At 72.2% G+C, this 24660-nt stretch carries 21 protein-coding genes, 1 tRNA gene, 1 other RNA gene and 1 pseudogene; 12 read left to right on the forward strand and 12 right to left on the reverse strand.

Going from position 1 to position 24660, the window contains the following annotated elements:
• Positions 1-92 precede the first annotated feature (92 nt).
• Together ACN27B_RS08050 and ACN27B_RS08055 are read left to right on the forward strand one after the other, a co-directional pair.
• Complete coding sequence (locus ACN27B_RS08050; protein WP_099163341.1) at positions 93-857, forward strand: hypothetical protein; 765 nt, start codon at positions 93-95, stop codon at positions 855-857.
• A gap of 84 nt (positions 858-941) precedes the next feature.
• The gene (locus ACN27B_RS08055; protein ID WP_099163340.1) at positions 942-1472 is read left to right on the forward strand and encodes a nitroreductase family protein; all 531 of its coding nucleotides are present in this window, start codon (positions 942-944) and stop codon (positions 1470-1472) included.
• Positions 1473-1519: 47 nt separating this feature from the next.
• On the opposite strand, the gene ACN27B_RS08060 is transcribed toward ACN27B_RS08055, so the two are convergent.
• Positions 1520-2506 carry a MarR family transcriptional regulator gene (locus ACN27B_RS08060; RefSeq protein WP_422744189.1) on the reverse strand — a complete coding sequence of 329 codons (987 nt, stop codon included), beginning with the start codon at positions 2504-2506 and terminating at the stop codon, positions 1520-1522.
• A 78-nt stretch (positions 2507-2584) separates the two neighbouring features.
• Between ACN27B_RS08060 and ACN27B_RS08065 the strand changes: the two genes are divergently transcribed.
• Both ACN27B_RS08065 and leuA read left to right on the forward strand, forming a co-directional pair.
• Positions 2585-3859, forward strand: a complete 1275-nt coding sequence (locus ACN27B_RS08065) for an MFS transporter (protein WP_157779167.1) — start codon at positions 2585-2587, stop codon at positions 3857-3859.
• Positions 3860-4096: 237 nt separating this feature from the next.
• Entirely contained in the window at positions 4097-5842 is a 1746-nt protein-coding gene (gene leuA, locus ACN27B_RS08070) for a 2-isopropylmalate synthase (protein ID WP_422744192.1), read from the forward strand.
• A gap of 114 nt (positions 5843-5956) precedes the next feature.
• Here the strand turns inward: leuA and ACN27B_RS08075 are convergent, their stop codons facing one another.
• Positions 5957-7390, reverse strand: a complete 1434-nt coding sequence (locus ACN27B_RS08075; protein ID WP_091568446.1) for an MFS transporter — start codon at positions 7388-7390, stop codon at positions 5957-5959.
• Positions 7391-7499: 109 nt separating this feature from the next.
• Here ACN27B_RS08075 and ACN27B_RS08080 point away from each other — a divergent pair, with 109 nt between their 5' ends.
• Positions 7500-8159, forward strand: a complete 660-nt coding sequence (locus ACN27B_RS08080) for an HNH endonuclease family protein (RefSeq protein ID WP_091568442.1) — start codon at positions 7500-7502, stop codon at positions 8157-8159.
• Entirely contained in the window at positions 8141-8614 is a 474-nt protein-coding gene (locus ACN27B_RS08085; protein WP_099163336.1) for a hypothetical protein, read from the forward strand. Before ACN27B_RS08080 ends, ACN27B_RS08085 begins: the two co-directional genes overlap by 19 nt.
• A 51-nt stretch (positions 8615-8665) precedes the next feature.
• Here the strand turns inward: ACN27B_RS08085 and ACN27B_RS08090 are convergent, their stop codons facing one another.
• The 9 genes from ACN27B_RS08090 to ffs form a co-directional block, all read right to left on the reverse strand.
• Positions 8666-9769 (reverse strand): ABC transporter ATP-binding protein, encoded by a 1104-nt coding sequence (locus ACN27B_RS08090; RefSeq protein WP_422744195.1) that lies wholly within the window; start codon positions 9767-9769, stop codon positions 8666-8668.
• The gene (locus ACN27B_RS08095; RefSeq protein WP_099163334.1) at positions 9762-10883 is read right to left on the reverse strand and encodes an ABC transporter ATP-binding protein; all 1122 of its coding nucleotides are present in this window, start codon (positions 10881-10883) and stop codon (positions 9762-9764) included. Before ACN27B_RS08095 ends, ACN27B_RS08090 begins: the two co-directional genes overlap by 8 nt.
• A gap of 11 nt (positions 10884-10894) precedes the next feature.
• Positions 10895-11863 carry an ABC transporter permease gene (locus ACN27B_RS08100; RefSeq protein WP_099163333.1) on the reverse strand — a complete coding sequence of 323 codons (969 nt, stop codon included), beginning with the start codon at positions 11861-11863 and terminating at the stop codon, positions 10895-10897.
• A complete protein-coding gene (locus ACN27B_RS08105) occupies positions 11860-12864 on the reverse strand; it encodes an ABC transporter permease (RefSeq protein ID WP_091568422.1) in 1005 nt (334 codons plus the stop codon). The genes ACN27B_RS08100 and ACN27B_RS08105 overlap by 4 nt, the downstream gene beginning before the upstream one ends.
• Positions 12865-12941: 77 nt before the next feature.
• Complete coding sequence (locus tag ACN27B_RS08110) at positions 12942-14603, reverse strand: ABC transporter substrate-binding protein (protein WP_099163332.1); 1662 nt, start codon at positions 14601-14603, stop codon at positions 12942-12944.
• 324 nt (positions 14604-14927) lie between these two features.
• Positions 14928-15521: a recombination mediator RecR gene (recR, locus tag ACN27B_RS08115; RefSeq protein WP_091568414.1), complete on the reverse strand. Its 594-nt coding sequence runs from the start codon at positions 15519-15521 to the stop codon at positions 14928-14930.
• An 8-nt stretch (positions 15522-15529) separates the two neighbouring features.
• Complete coding sequence (locus tag ACN27B_RS08120) at positions 15530-15838, reverse strand: YbaB/EbfC family nucleoid-associated protein (RefSeq protein ID WP_216642399.1); 309 nt, start codon at positions 15836-15838, stop codon at positions 15530-15532.
• 107 nt (positions 15839-15945) lie between these two features.
• A complete protein-coding gene (locus ACN27B_RS08125) occupies positions 15946-18738 on the reverse strand; it encodes a DNA polymerase III subunit gamma and tau (protein WP_422744199.1) in 2793 nt (930 codons plus the stop codon).
• Between the two features lie 107 nt (positions 18739-18845).
• An RNA gene (ffs, locus tag ACN27B_RS08130) (signal recognition particle sRNA small type) lies at positions 18846-18935 on the reverse strand.
• An 80-nt stretch (positions 18936-19015) separates the two neighbouring features.
• On the opposite strand from ffs, the gene ACN27B_RS08135 reads away from it, so the two are divergent.
• The 4 genes from ACN27B_RS08135 to ACN27B_RS08150 all read left to right on the forward strand — a co-directional run bounded on the left by ACN27B_RS08135 (position 19016) and on the right by ACN27B_RS08150 (position 23153).
• A tRNA-Ser gene (locus ACN27B_RS08135) sits at positions 19016-19100 on the forward strand.
• Positions 19101-19367: 267 nt separating this feature from the next.
• Positions 19368-21143: a glycosyl hydrolase gene (locus tag ACN27B_RS08140; RefSeq protein ID WP_422744201.1), complete on the forward strand. Its 1776-nt coding sequence runs from the start codon at positions 19368-19370 to the stop codon at positions 21141-21143.
• Between the two features lie 123 nt (positions 21144-21266).
• Positions 21267-22616 carry a helix-turn-helix domain-containing protein gene (locus ACN27B_RS08145; RefSeq protein ID WP_422744203.1) on the forward strand — a complete coding sequence of 450 codons (1350 nt, stop codon included), beginning with the start codon at positions 21267-21269 and terminating at the stop codon, positions 22614-22616.
• Positions 22617-22637: 21 nt separating this feature from the next.
• The gene (locus ACN27B_RS08150; protein ID WP_099163328.1) at positions 22638-23153 is read left to right on the forward strand and encodes an NUDIX domain-containing protein; all 516 of its coding nucleotides are present in this window, start codon (positions 22638-22640) and stop codon (positions 23151-23153) included.
• A gap of 18 nt (positions 23154-23171) precedes the next feature.
• On the opposite strand, the pseudogene ACN27B_RS08155 reads toward ACN27B_RS08150, so the two are convergent.
• A pseudogene (locus ACN27B_RS08155) lies at positions 23172-23309 on the reverse strand (ATP-binding cassette domain-containing protein); the annotation flags it as partial.
• Positions 23310-23470: 161 nt separating this feature from the next.
• Here ACN27B_RS08155 and ACN27B_RS08160 point away from each other — a divergent pair.
• A complete protein-coding gene (locus tag ACN27B_RS08160; RefSeq protein WP_422744205.1) occupies positions 23471-24085 on the forward strand; it encodes a hypothetical protein in 615 nt (204 codons plus the stop codon).
• Entirely contained in the window at positions 24082-24603 is a 522-nt protein-coding gene (locus tag ACN27B_RS08165; RefSeq protein WP_099163326.1) for a hypothetical protein, read from the forward strand. Before ACN27B_RS08160 ends, ACN27B_RS08165 begins: the two co-directional genes overlap by 4 nt.
• The last annotated feature ends 57 nt before the right edge of the window (positions 24604-24660 follow it).

Raw genomic sequence — 24660 nt, forward strand, 5'->3', positions numbered from 1 at the left:
CGGCTCACCAGCCCCGCGGACCACGGACACGCCAAGCGGTACAGCCGTACGGTGGGCTGACCCGGGCCACCACCAGCCAGCAGAATGGGCCGGTGCACGCTCATCGACGCGCGGTTCCGAGGCGGACCGGCGTACTCGCGCTCCTCCTGCCGACGGTGCTGGCCGGATGCGGGGCCGACCCGCCGGCGGTGACCCCGACGGGCGGCGCCGACCCGGTCCCGGTGCAGGTCGACGCCGCCCGCGACGAGCTGGCCGGGGTGGCCGCCGCCGCGCAGGACCGACACTTCACCGCCACCTACGCCTTCACCCCCACCGGCGGCACTCCCCGCGCCGTCGCGGTGACCAGCGCCGACGACGGCAGCTGGCGGGTCGACGTGCCCGGCTGGGCGCACGACGGCACGGTGGACGTCTCGCTCGCCGCCACCTCCGACGGGCTGTTCCAGTGCGCCCTCCCCTCCGCCGGCCGGGCGGAGCCGGCCTCCTGCGCACGTCTCGGCGACGCCGACGACGCGGTGCCCCGCCGGCTGGACCCCCGGGTGCAGCACCCGTTCACCGACTGGCTGGAGGTGCTCACCGACCGGCGGGCCCCGCTGGCGGTCTCCCCCGCCGACGCGCCGACCGGCGTCACCGGCAGGTGCTACGCCGTCGACTCGACCTCGGCCTCGATGAACGCCCCGCTGGACGTCGGCATCTACTGCTACCGGGAGGACGGCACCCCGGTGGCGGTCCGCGCCGCGTTCGGCATGCTCACGCTGACCGGTGAGCCGGGCCCCGCGCCGGCGACGGTGGAGCTGGCCGGCGCGGTGGGCGACGGCGAACCGGTCGGCCGGGACGCGCCGGAGCCGACAACGTCGTAGCGCTTTGTCCGTTACGGGTGCCCTTGACCACATCTGGCGACCCCGGGGCGGCCCGATGACACACCCCTCGGGAAGTCTGTCCCCATGGCCGACCTGACCCCGCTGCTCGCCTTCCGGTGGAGCCCGCGCGCCTTCGACCCCGACGCGCGGCTGAGCACCGACGAGGAGGCCACCCTGCTGGAGGCCGCCCGGTGGGCCCCCTCCGCGGGCAACGCCCAGCCGTGGCGGTTCGCGCTCGGACACCGGCAGGACGAGACCTGGAAGCGCATCCTGGTCGGCCTGCCCGATGCCGACCAGGGCTGGGCCCGGCACGCCGCCGCCCTGCTGCTCGCCGCGCACGCCGGTGACGACCCCGAGCGGAGCGCGTACGACCTGGGCCAGGCGGTCGCCCACCTCACCGTGCAGGCCACCGCGCTGGGCCTGCACGTACGCCAGCTCACCCGGCTCGACCGGCCCCGCCTCGCCACCGAGCTGGACCTGCCCGACGACGTCCGGCCGCTGGTGGTGGTCGCCGTCGGCCGCCTCGGCGACCCGGCCACACTCCCGCCCGACCTCTACGCCCGGGAGACCGCGCTGCGCCGCCGGCGCCCCCTGCCCGCCCTGCTGCTGCGCTGAGCCTCGGACGATCGACCGTCGTGGCGCCGGCGGCCGGCGATGCCGGGTCAGACGCCGCGCGGGGCTCGGAGCAGAGCCGCCCCGACGTCGGTGTTGCGATAGAGCACGTGCCGCCCGACCCGGCAGCGGGCGACCAGCCCGGCCGCGTGCAGCGCGGTGAGGTGCTGGGAGACGTTTCCCGCCGACATCCCGGTCAGCCGGGCCAGGTCGGTCGTGGTCACCGCCGAGTCGAGCAGGTGCAGCAGCGCGGCCCGGCCGGCACCGACCACCCGGGCCAGCGGGTCGCCCGGTGACGCCGGGGCCCGCTCCCAGAGCGTCCCAACCGCCCGCACCGGGTACGACCCGGCGGGCAGCGAGTCCTCCAGCAGGTTCCACAGCACCCGCCGGTCGGTGAACACGCCCGGGTTCAGCGCCAGCCCCCGGCCACGCAGGTCGAAGTCGCGCTCGAACGGGTCGTCACTGACCACCCGGTCGCCGAGCCAGCGCAGGCTCGGGTGGATCTGCTCGAACAGCCGGCCCGCGCCACCCTCGGCGAGCTGGGTGGCCCGATGGGTCACGTCGGCGTCGAGCAGCGCCCGCATCCGGGGCCAGTCCGGGGCGATCGCCTCGTCGTGCCAGACACGGACCGCGTCGACGAGCTGCGGCAGCAGCCCGCGCGGATCGGCCAGCAGCGCCTCCCCGAACGGACTCAGCGGCCGTCTCGGGGTGGTCGCCAGCAGATCCTGGACCACCACTGCCGGCGGCGTCGCCGCGATCTGGTCGAGTTGCTCGACCATTCCCGCGTCCGGCCGGGCCGCCGGGGTGAGGAAGTCGGGCAGCCAGCGGCGCGGCCCGGTCAGCTCCACCAGCGGGCGGACCCGCACGGCCACCTCCGGGCGGCGCAGCGTCACCCGGGCCCGGTCGATCCACGGCAGGTGCACCGCGTAGCGGACCGGATCGGCCAGCGCCCACATGCTCATCACCGTCTCGTTGGCCGGCGACACGGCGAACCGCACGCCCGCCACATCGGCCAGGCTGAACCGCAACTCGGACACGCACACCCCCGGATGCAGGATTCGACCCAGACTAAAAGGCTCGACCGGAGCGTGGGGGACACGGTTGGCTCAATGGTCATGGGGGCCAGAGAGAACATCCGCACCGCTGTCCGACACGTCGTACCGCCGGCCGGGCTGACCCGCGCCCTGGCCGTGCAGGCCATGGTGTTCGCCGTCGGCCACGGTCTGTTCCAGGCCGGCAGCGCGGTCTTCTTCACCCGGGCGCTGGGGCTGAGCCCGGCCCAGGTCGGCCTCGGTCTCTCGCTGGCCGCCGGGGCGACGCTGCTCGGCACCGTGCCGCTGGGCGGCCTCACCGACCGGTACGGCCCGCAGCGGGTGTGGATCGTCTGCCTGCTACTCGACGCGGCGCTGTTCGCGACGTACCCGTTCGTCACTGGCTTCGCCGGATTCCTCGCCGTGGTGCTCGCGTTGGCCATCACCGGTGCGGCGACCGGGGTGGCCCGCCAGGTCTACTCGATCAACGTGTTGCGCCCGGAGGAACGGGTCACCGCGATGGCCTACCAGCGGTCCTCGCTCAACGTCGGCTTCGGGCTGGGCGCGCTGATCAGCGGCCTGGTGCTGGCCGTCGACACGATCTGGGCGTACCGGGGCATGGTCTGGTTCATCTCCGTGGTCTTCCTGGTGACCGCCGGCTTCGTGAACCGGCTCCCCCGGCTGCCGGAGGTGACCCGGCCGACCGAGCCGATGAGTCGGCTGGCGGTGCTGCGGGACCGCCCGTTCATGACCGTCTCGCTGCTGTCCGGGCTGCTCACCGCGCACCAGACGCTCTATCTCACCGTGATGCCGCTGTGGATCCTCACCCACACCGACGCGCCGAAGACGCTCATCGCCGCGCTGGTGCTGCTCAACACGGTCCTGATCGTGCTGCTGCAGGTGCGGGCCAGCCGGGGCGCGGACACCGCGTCGGGCGCGGCCCGGGCCTCCCGCCGGGGCGCGCTGCTGATCGCCCTGTTCTGCGTGGTCCTGCCGATCTCGGCGCAGACCCGGGGCTGGCTCACGGTGGTGGCGCTGGTGGCCGCCGCGACGCTGCTCATCCTGGCCGAACTGATCGAGTCGGCGGGCACCTGGGGGCTCACCGCCACGCTGCCGCCGGCCGCCCAGCGCGGCGCGTACGTGGGCGCGTTCGGCCTCGGCTCGCAGCTCCAGTTCCTGATCGCCCCGGCGGGGCTGACCGCGCTCGGTGTGACGACCGGCGGCTGGGGCTGGTATCCGACGGCGGCGATCTTCGTGCTGGTCGGGTCGGCGATCGTGCCGGCGGTGGCCTGGGCGGAGCGGACGCCCCGGCTGGGTGGAGTGCCGGAATCCACCGAAGCGGTGACTCCGGTCCCATAGTCCGGACCAGCCTTCCCACCACCCGTCCCACCACGTAGGGTGACCCTGTCATGTGGCAGGCGTACCTTCTCCTTGGCTGCCGCGACGAGGCCTGACCGGCCGGCACCTCGTCGCGGAGTTGAACCGCGCCGTCCAGCACATCCGATCTTCTTCTCGGCATCGCCGCGCACCGTCGCCCGGCATCTCGCCGACACCGTCCGATCTGCTGACGCCACATGTTCCAGGGAGCACTCCGAGATGGCTCAACCTGTCACCGAGACCGATCCGTTCGCCCGCCAGCGGCCCAGCCGGATGCCGGTCCACCGTTACCTCCCGTACGACCGGCAGTTCCGGGTCGACCTGCCCGACCGCGCCTGGCCCACCCGCCGCGTCGAGACCGCGCCCCGCTGGTGCGCGGTGGACCTCCGCGACGGCAACCAGGCGCTGATCGACCCGATGTCGCCGGAGCGCAAACGCCGGATGTTCCAGCTCCTGGTGCAGATGGGCTACAAGGAGATCGAGGTCGGCTTCCCGTCGGCCAGCCAGACCGACTACGACTTCGTGCGCCAGCTGATCGAGCAGGACCTGATCCCCGAGGACGTCACGATCCAGGTGCTGACCCAGTGCCGGGAGCACCTGATCGAGCGGACCTTCGAGTCGCTGCGCGGCGCCCGCCGGGCCATCGTGCACTTCTACAACTCGACCTCGACGCTGCAGCGCCGGGTGGTCTTCGGCCTGGACCGCGACGGCATCACCGACATCGCCACCCAGGGCGCGCGGCTCTGCCAGAAGTACGCGGAGATCCACACCCCGGACACCGACATCCACTACGAGTACTCGCCGGAGTCCTACACCGGCACCGAACTGGAGTACGCGCTGGAGGTCTGCGCGGCGGTGATCGAGGTCGTCGACCCCACCCCGGACCGGAAGCTCATCGTCAACCTGCCGGCCACCGTCGAGATGGCGATGCCCAACGTCTACGCCGACTCGATCGAGTGGATGCACCGGCACCTGCCCCGGCGGGACAGCCTGTCGCTGAGCCTGCACCCGCACAACGACCGGGGCACCGGCGTGGCCGCCGCCGAGCTGGGCCTGCTGGCCGGCGCCGACCGGATCGAGGGCTGCCTGTTCGGCAACGGCGAGCGCACCGGCAACGTCGACCTGGTGACGCTCGGCCTGAACATGTTCTCCCAGGGCATCGACCCGATGATCGACTTCTCGAACATCGACGAGGTCAAGCGCGCCGTCGAATACTGCAACCAGCTGCCGGTGCACGAGCGCCACCCGTACGCGGGCGACCTGGTCTACACCGCGTTCTCCGGCTCCCACCAGGACGCGATCAACAAGGGCTTCGCCGCGCTGCACGCCGACGCGGCGGCGGCCGGAGTGCCGGTGGACGAGTTCACCTGGGCCGTGCCCTACCTGCCGATCGACCCGAAGGACCTGGGCCGCACCTACGAGGCGGTCATCCGGGTCAACTCGCAGTCCGGCAAGGGCGGCGTCGCGTACATCATGAAGAGCGAGCACCAGCTCGACCTGCCGCGCCGCCTCCAGATCGAGTTCTCCGGCGTGGTCCAGGAGGTCACCGACCACGACGGCGGCGAGGTCGAGCCGGGCACCATGTGGGAGATCTTCGCCCGCAACTACCTGGTCGACCACCAGGTCGACCCGGCGGTCACGCTGGCCGGCTACACCATCGGCACCGTCGACGGCAAGGTCGAGATCGACGCCCGGGTCGGCGTCGACGGCGAGACCCGGCCGCTCACCGCCGTCGGCAACGGCCCGATCGACGCGTACGTCAACGCGTTGCAGTCGCTGGGCGTGGCGGTACGCGTGCTCGACTACCACGAGCACGCGCTGTCCTCCGGCGGTGACGCGCAGGCCGCCGCGTACGTGGAGTGCGAGGTGGACGGCCGCACGGTGTGGGGTGTCGGGGTGGACGCCAACATCGTCACCGCCTCGATCAAGGCGGTCACCAGCGCCGTCAACCGCACCCGCTCCTGAGGTGAAAGGAAGGGCCCCTTCTTAACGCCTCGTGCAGAGGAAGGGGCCCTTCTTAACACCCCCGCACCCTTCGGGCGTCGGTGTTAACAAGGGGCCCCTCCTCTACCGGAGGCGTTAAGAGGGGGCCCTTCCTTTCACCGGGCGGTGGATGAGCACCACGGCGAGCAGGGCGCCGCCCAGCAGCAGCCCCGCGCACCACGCCATCGCCCCCCGGTACGCGTCGGCCAACGCGCCCTTCTGCTCGTACCCGGTCCCGGAGAGTCCGACCAGCAGCGGCAACGCGGCCACCGCGAGCAGGCCGCCGGCGCGGGAGGCGGCGTTGTTGAAGCCGCTCGCCACCCCGGCGAACCGGTCCGCCACGGCGCCGAGCACCGAGGTGGTGAGCGGGGCGACCACCAGCGTGAGCCCGGCGCCGAACAGCGCCACGCCGGGCAGCACGTCCACCCAGTACGAGGCGCCCGGCCCGACCCGGCGCAGCAGCAGCAGGCCCGCCGCGGCGACCACCGGACCGACGGTGAGCGGCAGCCGGGGGCCGATCCGCGCGGACAACGCGCCCGCCCGGGGCGAGCCGACCAGCAGCAGCAGCGTCATCGGCACCGTGGCCAGGCCGGTGAGCAGCGCCGACCAGCCGACCACGTTCTGCAGGTAGACGGCGAGAAAGAAGGTGAACCCGCCGAGCGCCGCGTACACCACCACGGTGAAGACGTTGAGCACCGAGAAGAGCCGGCTGGAGAACAGCCCGGTGGGCAGCATCGCGGTGTCTCCGCGCCGCCGCTCGACGAGCACGAACACCACCACCGCGACCACCCCGACCACGGCGGCGGCCAGCACCGCCGGGGAGGCGCCCTGCGCCGGGGCGTCGATCAGCGCGTACGTGACGCCGCCGAGCGCCAGCGCGCCGAGCAGCGCGCCGGCCACGTCGAACCCCCGCCCTCCCCCGGTTCGCGAGACCGCCTCGTCCCGGCTCTCCGGCACCCAGCGCATCGCGGCGAGCACCACGCCGACGGCCAGTGGCAGGTTGACGAAGAAGATCCACCGCCAGGAGAGCGTGTCGATCAGCCAGCCGCCGAGCAGCGGCCCGAGTGCGGTGGACACACCGGACAGGCCGGACCAGGTGCCGATCGCCTTGCCCCGGTCGTCGGGATGGAAGCTGGCCTGGAGCACGGAGAGCGAGCCGGGGGTGAGCAGCGCCCCGCCCGCGCCCTGGAGGAACCGGGCGGCGACGAGCCAGCCGGTGCCCTGGGCCAGCCCGCAGAGCACCGACGCGACGGCGAACCAGGCCACCCCGATCAGGAAGACCCGTCGCCGGCCGAACCGGTCGCCCAGCGCGCCGCCGAGCAGCACGAACGCGGCCAGCATCAGCAGGTAGCCGTTGACGGTCCACTGGAGACCGGCCACCGTGGCGTCCAGCTCCGCGCCGAGACGCGGCAGCGCGACGTTGACCACGGTGCTGTCCAGGAACACCATGCCGGAGGCGAGGATCGCGGCGAGCAGGGTGCCACGCCCGGCGGCCGAGCCGGTACGCAGTGCGGGAGCGGGTGCGGTCACGGCTATCCACTCTGCCCGGCGCTCCACCCTCGACGCCACGAATCACGGAAACCGCCGCCGGGTACTGTGCGGACTCGCCCGGAGCCCGCAAGCTGGAGAGGTGTCGTCTGTGCGTACGAGATCAGGATTCCGAGCCGGGCTGACCGCCGCGCTCGCCGCGGTGCTCGCCCTCGGCGCGGCCGGTTGTGACCCCTCCGTCACCGAGCCGGACGCGCCACCGAGCGCCGCCGGGAACGTGAACCAGCAGCTCGGCGAGCTGACCGTGGCCGCCGCGGGGTCGATGAAGGGTTACAGCCGCTCCCGCTTCCCGCACTGGCGGGACACCGGCAAGAACTGCGACGTCCGGGACACCGTGCTGCAGCGCGACGGCGAGGGCATCAAGCTCTCCGGCTGCAACGTGGTCGGCGGGCGGTGGGAGAGCGTCTACGACGGGGTGGTGCTGACCGACCCCTCGGACGTGGACATCGACCACATCGTGCCGCTGGCCAACGCGTGGCGTTCCGGCGCGGACGAGTGGGAGGACTCGAAGCGCGGTGACTTCGCCAACGACCAGACCCGGCCGCAGCTCATCGCGGTTTCTCTGCGCTCCAACCGGGCAAAGGGTGACCAGGACCCGTCCCAGTGGAAGCCGGCGAACCGGTCGTACTGGTGCCAGTACGCGGCGGACTGGGTGACGGTCAAGCACTACTGGCGGCTGACGGTGACCAGTGCCGAGAAGGCCGCCCTCACCGACATGCTGGAGGGCTGCACATGGGCGAGCAAGCCGTGACCGGGGCGGGTGGCACACCGGCGCCGGAGAGGACGCCGGACGCCACCGGCGAGGACGCCGCGGCGGCCGGTGACACCACCGCGACCGGCCCGGCCTCGGCCGGGATGACGGCTGACGGTCGGCAGCCGGAGCCCGCCGACGTCTCCGGGGCGGGCATGTCCGCCGACGCGGTTCCGGGCGCGCCGACCGGGGGCGCCCCGGCCGGGCCGGCCGCCCGGACGGCCGACATCACCGCCGGTCCGGGTGGGGTGATGACCGACGAGGTCGGCGTGGTGACCGGCGAGCTGACCCTGCGCACCGAGCACGCCGACGGCCGGGTGACGCTGCGGGTGCAGTACAAGGACGCCGACGAGTGGTATGCGGTGACCGGCGGCAGCGCCCCGCTGGCCGACCCGGCCGCGGTGGACGCGGTGCACACGATCGCGGTGGGCCTGCTCAACCGCCCCGAGGGCTGAGCCGGCGGCGCGTCCCCGTCCGGGTCCGGGTGGGGACGCGCCGCCGCGCGCTCAGACGTACGAGCCGGGCTCGCTGGGCGCGGAGACCACGCCCGGCTCTTCGCCCTCGCCCTCGGGCCGGCTGATCGTCGCGGTCACCTCGTGCGGGCGCAGCTCGCCGGCGGCGATCTGCTCGGCCCAGTGGCAGGCCACCCGGCTTCCGCCGATCGGCCGCAGTTCGGGGCGTTCGTCGGCGCACCGGGTCGGCTGGGCCCAGGGGCAGCGGGTGTGGAACCGGCAGCCCGACGGCGGGTTGGCCGGCGACGGCAGGTCTCCGGCGAGCAGGATCCGCTCCCGCCGGTCCTCGACGTCCGGGTCCGGGACCGGCACGGCCGACATCAGCGCCCGGGTGTACGGGTGCAGCGGCTCGGTGTAGAGCCGCTCGCTCGGCGCCTCCTCGACCAGCGCGCCCAGGTACATCACGCCGACCATGTCGGAGATGTGCCGCACCACGGCCAGGTCGTGCGCGATCACCAGGTAGGTCAGGCCGAGGCTCTCCTGGAGTTCGTCCAGCAGGTTGACCACCTGGGCCTGGATCGACACGTCCAGCGCGGAGACCGGTTCGTCGGCGACGATCAGCTCCGGCCCGAGGACCAGCGCCCGGGCGATGCCGATGCGCTGCCGCTGGCCGCCGGAGAACTCGTGCGGGTAGCGGGAGAGGGCCCACTTCGGCAGGCCCACCGCGTCCAGCGTCTCGCCGATGATCCGCCGCCGATCGGCGCGGTCGGCGCCGATGCCGTGCGTCTGGAGGCCCTCGGTGAGGATCGACTCGACGTTCTGCCGGGGGTCCAGGCTGGACATCGGGTCCTGGAAGATCATCTGCATCCGGCGTCGCATCGACCGCAGCTTGCCGGCGGGCAGCGTGGTCAGCTCGACGCCGTCGAACGTCACCTCGCCGCCGGTCGGCGGGGTGAGCTGGAGCAGCGCCCGACCGAGCGTGGACTTGCCGCAGCCCGACTCGCCGACCAGGCCGTACGTCTTCCCGCGCGGGATGCTCAGGTCGACGCCGTCGACCGCCTTGACGTGCCCGACGGTCCGGTCGAACAGCAGCCCCCGGCGGATCGGGAAGTGCACCTTCAGGTCGCGGACCTCGACGAGGATCTCGTTGTCACTCATGGGGTGTCTCCTCCTCGCGCGCGGCCGGTCCGAAGCCCGGCACGGCCGGCGGGTCGGCGGGTTCGGCCTGGGCCGGCACCGCGCCGGGCGCGGCCTCGGTCGGCACGGTGGCCGCGACGTCCGCACCGGGGGTCAGGCCGGGCACCGGCACCGGGTTGACGCACCGGTAGCCCCGCCCGTCGTGGGCGATCACCAGCTCCGGCGGCTCGCCCACGCAGTCGTCGACCCGGCGCGGGCAGCGCGGGGCGAACGCGCAGCCGTCCGGCCAGGGCAGCAGGTCGCGTACCGAGCCGGGGATGGGGTTCAGCCGTTCGCCCCGGCCGGCGTCCAGGCGGGGCACGGAACCGAGCAGACCCTCGGTGTACGGGTGCCGGGGCTGGCGGAACAGCGGACGGCGGGTGGCCGTCTCCACCACCCGACCGGCGTAGAGGACGTTGATGGTGTCGCACATGCCGGCCACCACGCCGAGGTCGTGCGTGATCATCACGAGCGCGGTGCCCGAGTCGCGGACCAGGTCCTTGAGCAGTTCCAGGATCTGCGCCTGGATGGTGACGTCCAGCGCGGTGGTCGGCTCGTCGGCGATCAGCAGCCGGGGCTGGCAGGCGACCGCCATGGCGATCAACGCGCGCTGCCGCATGCCGCCGGAGAGCTGGTGCGGATACTCCTTGAGCCGGCGGCGCGGGTCCGGGATGCCGACCCGGTCGAGCAGCTCGGCGGCCTCCTTGGTGGCCGCCTCGCCCTTCATTCCCCGGTGCCGGGTGAGCACCTCGGTCACCTGGAGCCCGATCGGGATGACCGGGTTCAGCGAGGAGAGCGGGTCCTGGAAGATCATCGCGACGTCCCGGCCGCGGATGTCGCGGCGGGACCGGTCGTCGAGCTGGATCAGGTCGGTGCCGTCGAAGACCGCCTTGCCGCCGACCCGCAGGCCCGGCTGCTTGGGCAGCAGGCCCATGATGGCCAGCGACGTGACGCTCTTGCCGCAGCCGGACTCACCGACCAGGCCGACGACCTCACCGGCGTCGACCGAGAAGGACACCCCGTCCACCGCGTGCACGGTGCGCTGCCCGCGCCGGGCGAACGTGACGGAGAGGTCGTCCACTTCGAGCAGTGCCATGACTGACTGACCTACTTCCGCAGCTTCGGGTCGAGGGCCTCGCGCATCGCCTCACCGAGCAGGGTGAATCCGAGCGCGGTGATGATGATGCCGAGCGCCGGATAGACCGCCAGCCCGGGGCGGATGCCCAGGTAGGGCTGCGCGTCGGCGAGCATGACGCCCCACTCCGGAATGGCCGAGTCGGGGTTGCCGAGGCCGAGGAAGGACAGCGCGGCCGCCTCGATGATCGCGGTGGCCAACGTCAGGGTCGCCTGCACGATGACCGGGGCGATCGAGTTCGGCACCACGTGGGTGAGGGCGATCTTCGACCGCTTCACCCCCAGCGACGTCGCGGCCAGCACGTAGTCGCTGTTGGCCTGCGCGATCATCGAGCCGCGCAGCAGCCGGGCGAAGATCGGCACCGACACCACGCCGACCGCGATCATCACGGTGGTCAGGCTGGCGCCGAGCAGCGCCGCGATGCTCACCGCGAGGAGCAGGCTCGGCATGGCCAGCAGCATGTCGATGAAGCGCATCAGGGTGGTGTCGATCCAGCGTCCCCAGCGCCCGCCGAGGCCGGCCGCGGCGCCGGCGACGCCACCGATGAACGCGCCGACCGCGAGGCCGATCAGGGTGGAGACCACGCCGACCAGCAGCGTCTGCCGGGCACCGACGATCAGCCGGCTGAACTCGTCCCGACCCTGGTGGTCGAAGCCGAGCCAGTGGTCGGCGGAGGCACCCGGGATGATGCCCTGGCCGGACTTGACCAGCCCCTCGCGGATGCCGATGGAGTCCGTCGGGCTGTACGGGACGAGGAACGGACCGACGACGGCGACCAGGACGAAGACCGCCAGGATCACCACGCCGATGACGGCGGCCGGGTTGCGCCGGAGCCGGCGGAACGCCTCCTTCCAGAGGCTCACCCCCTGCTCGTCGTCGCGGGCGGCCAGCTCGGCGAGCCGGTCGATCTTCTCGCGCTTCTTGCCTGTGGTGATGGTCATCGCACCCTCACCCTCGGGTCGATCACGCTGTAGGAGAGGTCGACCAGGAGATTCACCAGCACGTACACCACCGCAATGATCATGATGAAGCCCATCAGCACCGGATAGTCCCGCTGACTGATCGACTCCGCGACGAACGCGCCGATGCCGCTGAACGCGAACACGGTCTCGGTGAGCACCGCGCCGGAGAGCAGGAGACCGGTCTGCAGACCGATCGAGGTGGCCACCGGCAGCATGGCGTTGCGCAGCACGTGCCGCCGGCGGACGGTCCGCTCGGTCAGGCCCTTGGCCTCGGCGGTCCGCACGAAGTCCTCGTTGAGCACCTCCAGCACGCTGGCCCGGGTGATCCGGACGATGATCGCGAGCGGGATGCTGGCCAGCGCGATGCCCGGCAGCACGAGGTGCCAGAGCGCGTCGGCGGCGGCGTCCCACTCGCGGGTCATCAGCCCGTCGAGGACGAAGAAGTTGGTGACCCGGGTCGCCCCGATGGTCGGGTCCTGCCGGCCGCTGGACGGGAACCAGCCCAGGTTCTCCGCGAAGATCGCCTTGAGCACGTACGCCAGGAAGAAGACCGGGATGCAGATGCCGATCAGCGACCCGCCGACGGAGGCGTGGTCGAGGAACCGGCCGCGCCGGCGGGCGGCCAGGTAGCCGAGCGGGATGCCGATGCCGACCGCGAGGATCATGGCCATGATCGTCAGCTCGACGGTGCCGGGGAACCGTTCCACGAACTCCGTGGTGACCGCTCGCTTCGTACCGGTCGAGGTGCCCAGGTCGAGCCGGATCATCCGCCGCAGGAAGCGGGCGTACTGGACCAGGATCGGCTCGTCGAGGCCGAGGTTGCGCCGGATGGCGGCGCGCGTCTCGGGCGTGCCCCGTTCACCGAGGATCGCGGTCTCGGGCCCGCCGGGAAGTCGGTGGAGCCAGATGAACAGCAGGACGGAGAGCCCGAACAGCGTGGGTATCAGCTGTAGCAGGCGTCTGACGATGAACCGGAACACGGGCGCCTCGGAGGGGGTGCGGAGGGGTGCGGGCGGGCGCCGTGGTCACAGCGCCCGCCCGCGTCAGTGCCTTCAGATCACTTGAACTCTGCGGTCGCGTACCGCTCGTCGGTGAGCGGGCTCGCCTTGATCCCGGTCACGTCCTTGCCGAACACGATCGCCGGCGGGGAGTGCGAGATCGGCACACCCGGCAGGAAGTCCATGATCGCCTTGTTGAGGGCCTTGTACTTCTCCGTCCGAGCCGCCGCGTCGGCGGTGGTGTCGGCGTCCTTGAACTGGGCGAAGAGCGCGGGGTTGTTGAAGCCCCACTCGTCCTTCGGCCGGTCGAAGAAGGTGCCGATGAAGTTGTACGCGTCGCCGTAGTCACCGGTCCAGCCGAGGAAGTGCAGGTCGTGCTTGCTGCCGGAGGTGGTGGCGTTGAGGTAGTCCGGGCTCCACTTGAGCGGGATGGCCTGGACGTTGATGCCGACCGCCTTGAGGTCCGCCGAGAGCAGCTCGAAGATGTCCTTCGGGTTCGGCATGTACGGCCGGGTGACCTCGGTCGGGTAGTGGAACTTCAGCGTCAGGTTCGTCGCGCCGGCCTCGGCCAGCAGCTGCTTGGCCTTCTCCGGGTTGTAGTCGTACTTGGTGACGTCGCCGTTCCAGCCCTCGACGGTGTCCGGGAAGAAGTTCATCGCGACCTTGGCGCCCGGGGGCAGCTTCGAGTCGACGAGCGCCTGCCGGTTCAACGCGTACGCGATGGCCTGCCGGACCTTGATGTCGGCCAGCTTCGGGTTCCCCTTCTGGTTGATCGCCAGGTAGAGGATGTTGAAGGCCGGGCGGGTGAGGACGTTGAAGCCCTCCTTCTTCAGCGGCTCCACGTCCGCCGGACCGACCAGGTCGTAGCCCTGGATGTCACCCGAGCGGAGCGCCTGCTTGCGGGCGTTCTCGTCGGAGATGGTCTTGAAGATGATGGTCTTCAGCTTGGCCTTGTCGCCGTAGTAGTCGTCGTTGCGCTCGATGGTGAGCGTCTTGTTGGCGACGTCCCACGACTTGAACTTGAACGGCCCGGTGCCGGTCGGGTGCTCCATCGCGTACGACGGGTACTTGATGTCCTCGGCGGTGCCGGTGACGTTGCTGGCGTCGTACTGCTCCAGCGCCTTCGGGCTCTGGATCGAGAACGACGGCAGCATCAGCGCGGCCGGGATCTTGCTGGAGACCCGGTTGAACGCCAGGTCGACGGTGGTGGCGTCCTTGGCGGTGCAGGACTTGAAGAGGCTCGGCGGCAGGTCCGGGTTCTCGTTCTTGGCGAACCCGCCCATGACGTCCTGCCAGTACGCGGTCACGTCCGGGCTCTGCATGAGGCCCTTGGCGTTGTACCAGCGGTTGAAGTTGTAGCAGACGGCTTCCGCGTTGAAGTCGGAGCCGTCGTGGAACTTGACGCCCGAGCGGAGCTTGAAGGTCCAGGTCGTGCCCGCCGCGTCCGGGGTCCAGGACTCGGCGAGGCCCGGCGTCACCTTGGTGCCACCCTCCTCGGGGCGGACCAGGGTCTCGAAGACCTGGCGGGCCACGCGCAGCGACTCACCGTCGCTGGCGAAGCTGGGGTCGAGCACCTTCGGGTCTCCGGCGACGCCGAAGACGAGGGTGTCCTTCTTGCTACCTCCGGAGCCACTGTCGCGGTCGCTCTCGGCGCAGCCTGCTACCGCGAGGGCCGCGACCGCGACGGCCGCGATCGCGGCCTTCGGCCTGGGTGCACGCATGGTGCTTCACCTCGTCCTTGGGGGTACGGACAACGTGGTGACAGGGGTCACCGATGTGCGGTGACCTTAGCCCCAGGGCGGAGCATGCGGAAACGCCAGGGGGGCGGGTTGGTATCGGATCGTGTCTTTTCCGCAGCGAGGCATTCGATTCGAAGGGTATCGCTGCTGTTCACCTAATGTTCGTCGGCCGAAGGGCCGAATTTGTTACGTCGATCCGGTCCCGGAGGCTCGTACCTGTCAGATCGACGAACGTCGGAGATCCGGTCCGGAGACACCGCCGGCGGGCACCCCGCAGGGCACCCGCCGGAGGCGACACGACGGTTCTCAGACCGCTCGACGGCCCTCGAAGGCACGACCCAGCGTGATCTCGTCGGCGTACTCCAGGTCGCCGCCGACCGGCAGGCCACTGGCCAGCCGGGTCACCGCGATCCCCATCGGCTTGACCATCAGCGCCAGGTAGGTCGCCGTCGCCTCGCCCTCGGTGTTCGGGTCCGTGGCGAGGATCAGCTCGCGGACCGCGCCGCTGCCGAGACGGGTCATCAGCTCACGGATCCGCAGGTTGTCCGGGCCGATGCCCTCCAGCGGATTGATCGCGCCACCGAGCACGTGGTAGCGGCCGCGGAACTCGCCGGTCCGCTCGATCGCCACCACGTCCTTCGGCTCCTCGACCACGCAGAGCACCTCGTCGGTGCGCCGGGGGTCGCGGCAGATCCGGCACTGCTCGGACTCGGCCACGTTGTAGCAGGTCGTGCAGAACCGGACCAGGTCCTTGACCTTGCGCAGCGCGCCGGCCAGCCGGTTGACGTCGGCCGGATCCGCCGACAGCACATGGAACGCGATCCGCTGGGCGCTCTTCGGGCCCACGCCCGGCAACCGGCCCAGCTCGTCGATCAGGTCCTGGATGGCACCTTCGTACATCTGCCGGCTCAGAACCCGGGCAGGCCGAGGCCGCCCATCCCACCCGCGACCGGGCCCATCTTCTTCTCGGTCAGCTCGCGGGCCGCCTCGGCGGCGTTGTGCACGGCCGCGACGACCAGGTCCTCCAGGGTCTCCACGTCCTCCGGGTCGACCGCCTTCGGGTCGATCTTGATCGCCTTCAGCTCACCGGTGCCGGCGACGGTGGCGGTGACCAGGCCACCGCCCGCGGTGCCCTCCAACTCCGCCTCGGCCAACTCGGCCTGGGCCTTGGCGATCTGCTGCTGCATCTTCTGCGCCTGCTTCAGCATCTGCTGCATGTTCGGCTGTCCACCTGGGCGCACGGACCGCTCCTTCTCGCACTCGTCTGCTCGGCCGCGCCCAGCCTAGTCGGGCCACGGCACCGCTCCTCCGGGTCGACCCGCGCTCAGCGCGCGTCCACCTCGTTGATCTTCTCGGCCCCGAACGTCTCGCGCAGCAGCTGCACCGCCTGCTCCTCGCTGGACTGCCGGGCGGTCCGCTCGTCGATCACCTCGTCCAGCGGCTCGTCGCCCGGGTCGAAGCCCTCGTACGCCGGTGCCGCGGCCGCCGGCGCCCGACCACCCCGGACCGGCCCGTCGAAGTCCGGGTCGTAGGGCGGCTCACCGGCCCACTCCGCGTCTGCGGTCTTCCGCGCCGGCTGCGCGGCCCGCGTCCCCTTGCCGGGCCCACCGCCGGCCGCCGCGGCCGCCGCGGCCGCGCGGGCCGCCGCGATGGCGCTGTTCTTCGGCCCACCGCCGCCCGCCGGCGCCGCCGGGGGCGCGGCCGGCTTCGGTACGGCCGGAGCGGCGGTCGCGGTCGCCGCGGTCGCCGTCGACCCGCCCGGACGGGCCGCCGCCGGCCAGTCCTCCCCGTCGACGGCGGGCGTCGCGGCGGGGGTACGCACCGGATTGGTGGCGCCACCGGGTCGCACCGGCTCCGGCCAGTCCTCCTCGTCGTCCTGCTTTCCGGCGGCCGGCGCACCCGCCGACGCCCGGGTCGACCCGCCGGCCGGCGCGGCCCCGGTGCCGGAGCGGCCGCCGCCCGGACCCGCCGGCCCACCGACGCGGTTGCCGTGGTCGTCGGCGCGGTTGCCGTGCGCGGACCGGGTGCCCGAGTCACCGGTCGAGCCGGCCGGTGCGGCCCCACCCGGGCCGGACGCCGAAGGCGCGGCCCCGCCGTTTCCGGAGTCCGGACGGCCGTCGGCACCGTCGGGCCCACCGGAGTCGGGGCGCCCACCGGCACCGTGCGGGCCACCCGGGCCCGGACGCCCGTCGGCGGCGTCCGGCGTCCCGGAGTCGGGGCGCCGGCGGGCGGCGTCATCCGGACCGGAGGTGGCCGGGGCCGGGACGGCCTCGGCGGGGGCGCGGCTCGCGCCGGACGGGCGGGACGGGCCGCCCAGCGAGGACGCGCCCCGCTCGCCGGCCACCTCGCACCGGATCTGCCAGCGACCGCCCAACTCCTCGTAGAGCGCGTCGGTGAGCACGGCGGCGTGGTCGGCCATCATCTTCGCCAGCACCGTCGACTTCACGGTCAGCACCAGCGTGTCGCCGTCCAGGTCACGCACCACCGCGTCACGCATCAGCGCGGCGATCCGCTTGTTGCTCCGGTTGACCTTGCCGACCACCTCCGGCCAGACCCGGCGCACCGCGACCGCGTCCAGCGCGCCGGGGTTCGCCGCGCCCGGGCGGGGCGGCTCGGGGGTGGCCGGGTCGGGCATCACCGCCGAGGGCGGCACCGGGCGGCGGGCCGGGGCGGCCGGGGCATCGGCCGTCGGGCCACCGGATGCGGCTTCGGCAGCCGGGGCACCGGCTGCGGCACCGGAGGCGCCGGGCGCGGCACCGCCCGCGGCGGCACCACGGGGGGAGCCGGCGGCCAGGGCGGCGGCGCGGGCGGCGGCCGCACCGGTCGGGGCGTCGGCAGCCGCCGGCGTGCCGGCGGTCTCCGGGTGGACCGCGGCGGCAGCCGCGCCCGGGGCGGGCGTCGCCGGGCGTACCTCCGGGGTTCCGGTGGCGTGCGCGGCGGCCGGCTCGGCGCCGCCCAGGGTGAGCCGGCGCTCCATCCGCTCCAGGCGCTGGAGCAGGCCGCCGGACGAGTCGTCGACGCCGGGCAGGAGCATCCGGGCGCAGATCAGCTCCAGCAGCAGCCGGGGCGCGGTGGTGCCGCGCATCTCGACCAGGCCGTTGTGCACGATGTCGGCGCAGCGGGACAGCGTGGCCGGGCCGAGCCGTTGGGCCTGCGCGGCCATCCGCTCGATCTGGTCGGCCGGGCCGTCGATGAGGCCCTTGGCGGCGGCGTCCGGCACCTGCTGGAGCACGATCAGGTCGCGCAGCCGCTCCAGGAGGTCGGTGGCGAACCGGCGCGAGTCGTGGCCGGCCTCGGCGACCCGGTCGACGGTGGCGTACGCGGCCGCGCCGTCCCCGGCGGCGAGCGCGTCGCACATCTCGTCGATCAGCGCGGAGTCGGTGACGCCGAGCAGCGCGGCGGCCCGGGCGTAGCCGACCCCCTCCGGACCGGCGCCGGCGATGAGCTGGTCGAGCACGGAGAGGCTGTCCCGCATGCTGCCGCCACCGGCGCGCACCACCAGGGGGAAGACCGCCGGCTCGACGGTCACCCCCTCCGCCTCGCAGAGCTGCTCCAGGTAGGGCCGGACCACCTTCGGCGGGTAGAGCCGGAACGGGTAGTGGTGCGTCCGCGACCTGATCGTGCCGAGGACCTTCTCCGGCTCGGTGGTGGCGAAGATGAACTTGACGTATTCCGGCGGCTCCTCGACCAGCTTGAGCAGGGCGTTGAAGCCGGCCGACGAGACCATGTGCGCCTCGTCGATGATGTAGATCTTGAAGCGACTGCGGGCCGGCGCGAAGAACGCCTTCTCGCGCAGCTCGCGGGCGTCGTCGACACCGCCGTGGCTGGCCGCGTCGATCTCGATGACGTCGATCGACCCGCCGCCGTCGGGGGCCAGCCCGCGGCACGAGTCGCACTGCCCGCACGGCTCGGGGGTGGGGCCCTGCTCACAGTTGAGCGAGCGGGCCAGGATCCGGGCGCTGGAGGTCTTGCCGCAGCCGCGGGGGCCGGAGAAGAGGTACGCGTGGTTGAGCCGACCGCTGCGCAACGCCTGGGACAGCGGCTCGGTGACCTGCTCCTGGCCGATCATCTCGGCGAAGGTGCGCGGCCGGTACTTGCGGTAAAGGGCCAGTGCCACCCGTCCCGCCTCCTCTCGACCGAGCCATTCTGCGCCGGTCGGCCCCGGGTGACCACCCACCACCCCGTGACTCGACCCGAGGCGACGTTACCGGGACCCGGAGACAGAAAGGCCTCCCGTGCACCCGGCAGAGCTCGCTTATCCTTGCTGCCTTCCGGCCCTGGGGAGGTTCACGAGATACCGCCGCACGGGAGGTGGGACCAGCCTACCCGACGCCGTGTGGATCTTCCGGGAGGGTGGGGTGGCCCGCCGTCGGGGGACCTGTATCCTGGCTCGCGGAGGATTCGCCTAGAGGCCTAGGGCGCACGCTTGGAAAGCGTGTTGGGTTCACACCCTCACGAGTTCGAATCTCGTATCCTCCGCCGTCGACGAAGGGCCGGCACCTCGGGTGCCGGCCCTTCGTCGTTCCCGCCGCCGTGATGCCGTCCGGCCCACCGACCAGCGACCCTTGACCGGTTCACAAGGCCTCCCGTTCGACGAGTGTTCGACTGGGCATTGACAAAGTTAACCGGTTAAGAAGACCATCGTTGATATCTTCGCCGGGTCGACCGCCGGGAGGGCAACCGACGGTCCGGCCCGTCCGGGCGACGAGGACTCCCCCGCACCCACCACCCGTACGGGAGTTCCTCATGAACCAGCGCACCCGCACGCGGGCGTGTCTGGCCGGGGCGGCCGCAGCCGTCACCGCGCTGGCCACCGCCCTCGTCACCACGCCACCCGCCCAGGCCGCCGCCGGCGCCTGCTCGGTGACCTGGCAGGTCACCAACGACTGGGGCGGCGGTGCCACCACCAACGTCACGATCACCAACACCGGGGCCGCCGTGAACGGCTGGACGCTGGGCTGGGCGTTCCCCGGCAACCAGGTGATCGGCGACATGTGGAACGCGACGAAGACGCAGTCCGGCGCGGACGCCACCGCCACGAACGTCTCCTACAACGCGAGCGTTCCGGCGGGCGGCACGGTCAGCTTCGGCTTCAACGTCACCTACACCGGGTCGAACCCGACCCCGACCGCGTTCACGCTCAACGGCGCGGCCTGCGGCGACACCGCGCCGCCGAGCCCGACCGGCAGCCCCACGCCCAGCCCCACCGGCAGCCCGAGCCCGAGCCCGACGGTGGACCCGGACCCGACCACCACCCCCACCGGCAACCTCGCGCTGAACCGGCCGGTCGCCGTCTCGTCGACGGAGAGCCCGAACGTCGCCGGCCAGGCGGTCGACGGCAACGGCGGCACCCGCTGGTCCAGCCTCTACGCCGACCCGCAGTGGATCCAGGTGGACCTCGGCGCCACGTACCCGATCACCACCGTGCGGCTGCGCTGGGAGGCGGCGTACGGCAGGGCGTACCAGATCCAGACCTCGACGAACGGCGCCACCTGGACCCCGGTGTTCAGCACCACGACGGGCGACGGCGGCACCGACGACGTCACGCCCGCCGGGGCCAGCGGCCGGTACGTCCGGATGTCCGGCACCGCACGCGGCACCGCCTGGGGCTACTCGCTCTACGAGTTCGAGGTCTACGCGGTGAAGCCGCCCGCCCCGCCCGGCCCGGACTGCGGCCAGGCGCCGGCCGACCCGCAGGCGAACTCGAAGGCCCGCAACCTGATCTGCTACCTGCGGACGCACACCTACGTCAGCGGTCAGACCGACCTGCCGGACGCGGACCGGGTGCAGCAGCTGACCGGCCGCTACCCGGCGATGGTGGCGTTCGACTTCATGGAGTACACCCGGGGCAGCATCCAGACCCAGCAGGTCATCGACTGGGCGAGGTCGCGCAACGGCATCGTCGCGTTCCAGTGGCACTGGTACTGCCCGCGCGGCGGCAACTACTCCGCGCCCTGCGACTTCCAGCCCGACCTGAACAACCCGTCGTCGAAGCTCTACCAGGACATCGACCTGGTGGTCCGCGAGCTGAAGAAGATGGGTGACGCCGGGGTGCCGGTGCTGTTCCGCCCGCTGCACGAGGCGAACAACAACTACATGTGGTGGGCGAAGAAGGGTCAGGACGCCTACAAGCAGCTCTGGCGGCTGATCTACCAGCGGGCCCAGCTCGCCGGCGCGCACAACATCGTCTGGGTGTTCAACGGCATGGCCAGCGGCCAGGGCACCTCGCTGGCGTCCTGGTACCCGGGCGACGGCTACGTCGACCTGGTCACCTCCGACTACTTCCAGAGCGCCTCCGACTTCGCCACCACCAAGGCGGTCAGCGGCGCCAAGACCACCGGTGTGGCGGAGACGTTCAGCCCGCTCAACCCGAACTCCGACCCGGCGTGGCCGTACTTCGTGGTCTGGGCCTCGCGTGACTGGAACGGCAGCGGCAAGGACGTGGCCGGGCTGTGGCGCACCGCGATGGCCAACCCGAGGACCATCTCCATCGACCAACTCCCCGACATGTCCGCGTGGTGACGACCTGATCGCCAGGGGGCCGGGCCCGTCGAAGGTCCGGCCCCTTCCGCGTACGCGCAGAGCAGCCAGCAACATATGCGCCGCCTGTATACCGCGCAGTCACGCAGCGAGTTCAATGAGCTGATGACCGCGATGACGAGGCGAGCAGGTTGCGCCCGCTGCGGGGCCGGCCTGGCGACGGACAACAACTCCGGGCGTTGCGCCCCCTGCCAACGGGCGGAGCGGGACCGGGTCGTCGCAGCGCCCGAGGTTCCGGCCACCTTCTGGTCGCACGAGCCGCTTTGGCGAGCCTTGGCGGAACGGCACCTCGGCCGCGTGATTCGGGCCTACCGCCACCATCCGTACCACGGCCGGCAGCCGCTGCCTCAGGCCACGGTGGCCGGTTGGTTCGGGGTCACCCAGGCGCAACTCAGCCGCGTCGAGACAGGGCCGCCGATGGTGCACCTCGACCGGCTCGCCCATTGGGCTCGGGTGCTGGGATTCCCGCCCACATCCTGTGGTTCCGCCTCCCGCCCGGGCGCGACGACGCTCCGCCACACGTCGACGGAGAAGCCGGTCCTCACCTGCTCAGCGCGCTTCGATGCGCCGACCGGCAGATCGGCGGATCGGCGGATCGGCGGACGGAACCTGTACCGCGGGGCGCTTGCGCACATCACCGCGTTCTTCCCGCCGACGAGGCAATCGTCCGCCCTCCCTCGGCCGACGCTGTTGGCGGCTGCGACGCTGCACGAGATGGCCGGCTGGATGGCGCACGATTCCGGCGACTCGACCACGGGCCGCCAGCACTTCCGTGACGCGTTGGCGCTCGCTGTCGACAGCGGCACCCGCCTCCTTGTCGGTCAGGTCCACGGCAGTCTCAGCCATCTCGCATCCCACGACGGCAACGCAGCGGCAGCCATCGCCCATGCCATCGAAGGGCTCGGCGTAATCGCGGACGAGGAAGCGGGCGCACGGGTCCGCGCACGGCTGTTCGCCCTACAGGCGCGCGGTCTCGCGGCAGCGGGCCGAGCCGCCGAGTGCCACTCGACTCTCCGTCTCGCCGAAGTCGCACTCGGCCAGGCAGCAGCGTCGCCAACCCCATGGCTGAGTCCGTTCGACCGCACCTCACTCGACATCGAGACGGCCCGGTGCCTACTTCGCCTCGGTGACGTGACGGCCGCGCTACGCCTGCTCGACGACATCGTGACCGACGAGCCGACCACCCGGGTACGCAGTCAGGCACTTGCCCGGACGCTCCTGGCCACGGCGCTGGTCGGGCAGGCCCGGATCGACGAGGCGTGCCTGGTCACCCATAAGACCATCGACCTCACCCACGGGCTCGGCTCCACCGTCGTCCTCGATCAGCTTCGGCATCTCGCACTACTGCTGCGGTCACATTCCATCCACCTCCCCGACGTGCCGCAGCTTCTGGACCGGCTTCGCGACACGTTCCGGGAACGGAGTTGGCTGGCGCTGCCACTGCCGACCGGATGACACCCATCGACAATGGGCCTCATGGCCGACGAGCGTCCCCTGTACGAGCGAGATCCAGCAGCCTGGCGCGCACACCTTGCGGAGGGCAATGCGCGCCAACCGCGCAAGCGGGTCGGGGTGGACGTGCTCCTGCGCAACGAGCGGGGCGAGGTCCTGCTGGTCGACCCTCGCTACAAGCCGGACTGGGATCTGCCGGGCGGCATGGCCGAGGCGAACGAGCCACCGCACGTCACTGCCGCACGGGAACTCCACGAGGAACTCGGGCTGGAGCTGCGCGTCGGGTCGATGCTGGTGGTGGACTGGGTGGCCCCGCACGGCCCGTGGGACGACAGCCTGATGTTCGTCTTCGACGGAGGCGTGCTGCCGGCCACGGAACAACTTCGGCCGACGGACGGCGAGCTGGCCGAGGCTCGTTTCGTTGCACTCGACGACGCGCGGGCGCTGCTTCGCCCGTACATCTGGCAGCGGTTGCGTCACGCGGTGGCCGCGCTCGCCGACGGACGCCCGAGGTATCTCGTCGGCGGCAACGTGGCGTGACGCCAGCCGGTGAGGTGTCATGCGCATCGTCGTCGACTTGCCGGAGCCATTCGGGCCGAGGAAGCCGGTGACGACCCCCGGCCGAACCTGGACGGTCAGCCCGTCCACGGCGACCCGGCCCCCGTAGCGCTTGGTCAACTCACGTAGTTCGATCACATGATCGACGCTAGGCAGCGCCGTCGGTCGCCAGAAGGCGGAAACCATCCGACTCCGTCCGGGGGTTTTCCGCCCCCCGTCCCCGGTAACGTCTCGGGACACACGGGAGGAGGCGTCGTACACATGTTCTATCCACAGGCTGTGGATGCCGAACGGGTCGGATGAGCTATCAGCTCAGCGCCGTGGTCGCCGACGTGGAGCTGCTCCGCGAGCGGACCGCCGGCCTGGACCACGCGGTGCTCGCCGCGCTCCGCCAGGACTTCGCGCTGCTGCCGGTGACTCCGCAGCTGGTCGAGGAGCTGACCGGCCGGCTGCCGGACTTCGCCACCGACGACCCGTGCGCCGAACGCCCGTTCCGACTGGTCCTCTCGCCTGCGCTGGCGGAGCTGCTGGCCGGCTGGTCGGAGAACGGGCCGGTGGCCTACCTGGAGGCGGAGTTCGCCGGCGGGCTCGGCCACCAGTCCGCGGTGGTCTGGCTGGGCGGCGACGTGAGCTGGGGGCCGCGCTACGACCAGGCGCTGGACCGGCCGCGCGTCGAGTGGCCGATCAACACCGCGCTGGCCCGGCTGGGCGCCGAGCCGGGCGCGTGGATCGACCCGTTCGCCGAGCTGGGCCTGCACCTGGAGCGCGACACCGAGGGCTGGCTGGCGCACGGCCGGCGCGGGCTGTCCGCCGACTACTGGGACGAACTGGCCGACGAATGGGAGCTACGCCAATCCGACCCGCACCAGCAACCTCGACGCCCCGGTCCCGTTGTGGACTGGGGGATTGCATGAAACTACGACAATTCGGCTTTATCGCCGCGCTGACCGCTGCCGCGTCCATCGCCGGCAGCGGCGTCCATCCACAGTGGCCGGCCCGGCCGGTCGGGGCCGCCGAGGTGGTCAGCCTCGACGGCCTGCGCAACGCGGAGTTCGGCGACACCGAGGAGGACCTCACCCGGCGCGGCCTGCTGCACACCGACGAGGAGGCCTGCGGGCCCACGCTGACCGGGCTCGGCTCGGTCAGCCCGATCTTCGTCGACGACCGGCTCGTCCTGCTCTGGCTCGACGACCCGATGAGCACGCCGGAGGGGATCAGCGCCGGCACGCCGGTCGCCGACGTCCGGTCCGCGTACCCCGGTGCCACCGCGCTGCCGGCGCCGCCCGGCAGTCACCGCTTCGCCGGGCTGCTCGCCCGCGACGGCGACCGCGCGTACCTGTTCCTGCACGACGGCGTCACGGTCCGAAAGATCATCGCCGGGTACGCGGACTGGGCCCGCCGCCTCTTCGACGAGGGCTACGGCCCCTGCTGATCCGACCCGTCGGAACTCAGGTGTGACCGATACAGCGACTCGACCAGTCCTTGAGGG

It is taken from the genome of Micromonospora sp. WMMD754, assembly GCF_049315235.1.
Classification (GTDB): Bacteria; Actinomycetota; Actinomycetes; order Mycobacteriales; family Micromonosporaceae; genus Micromonospora; species Micromonospora sediminicola.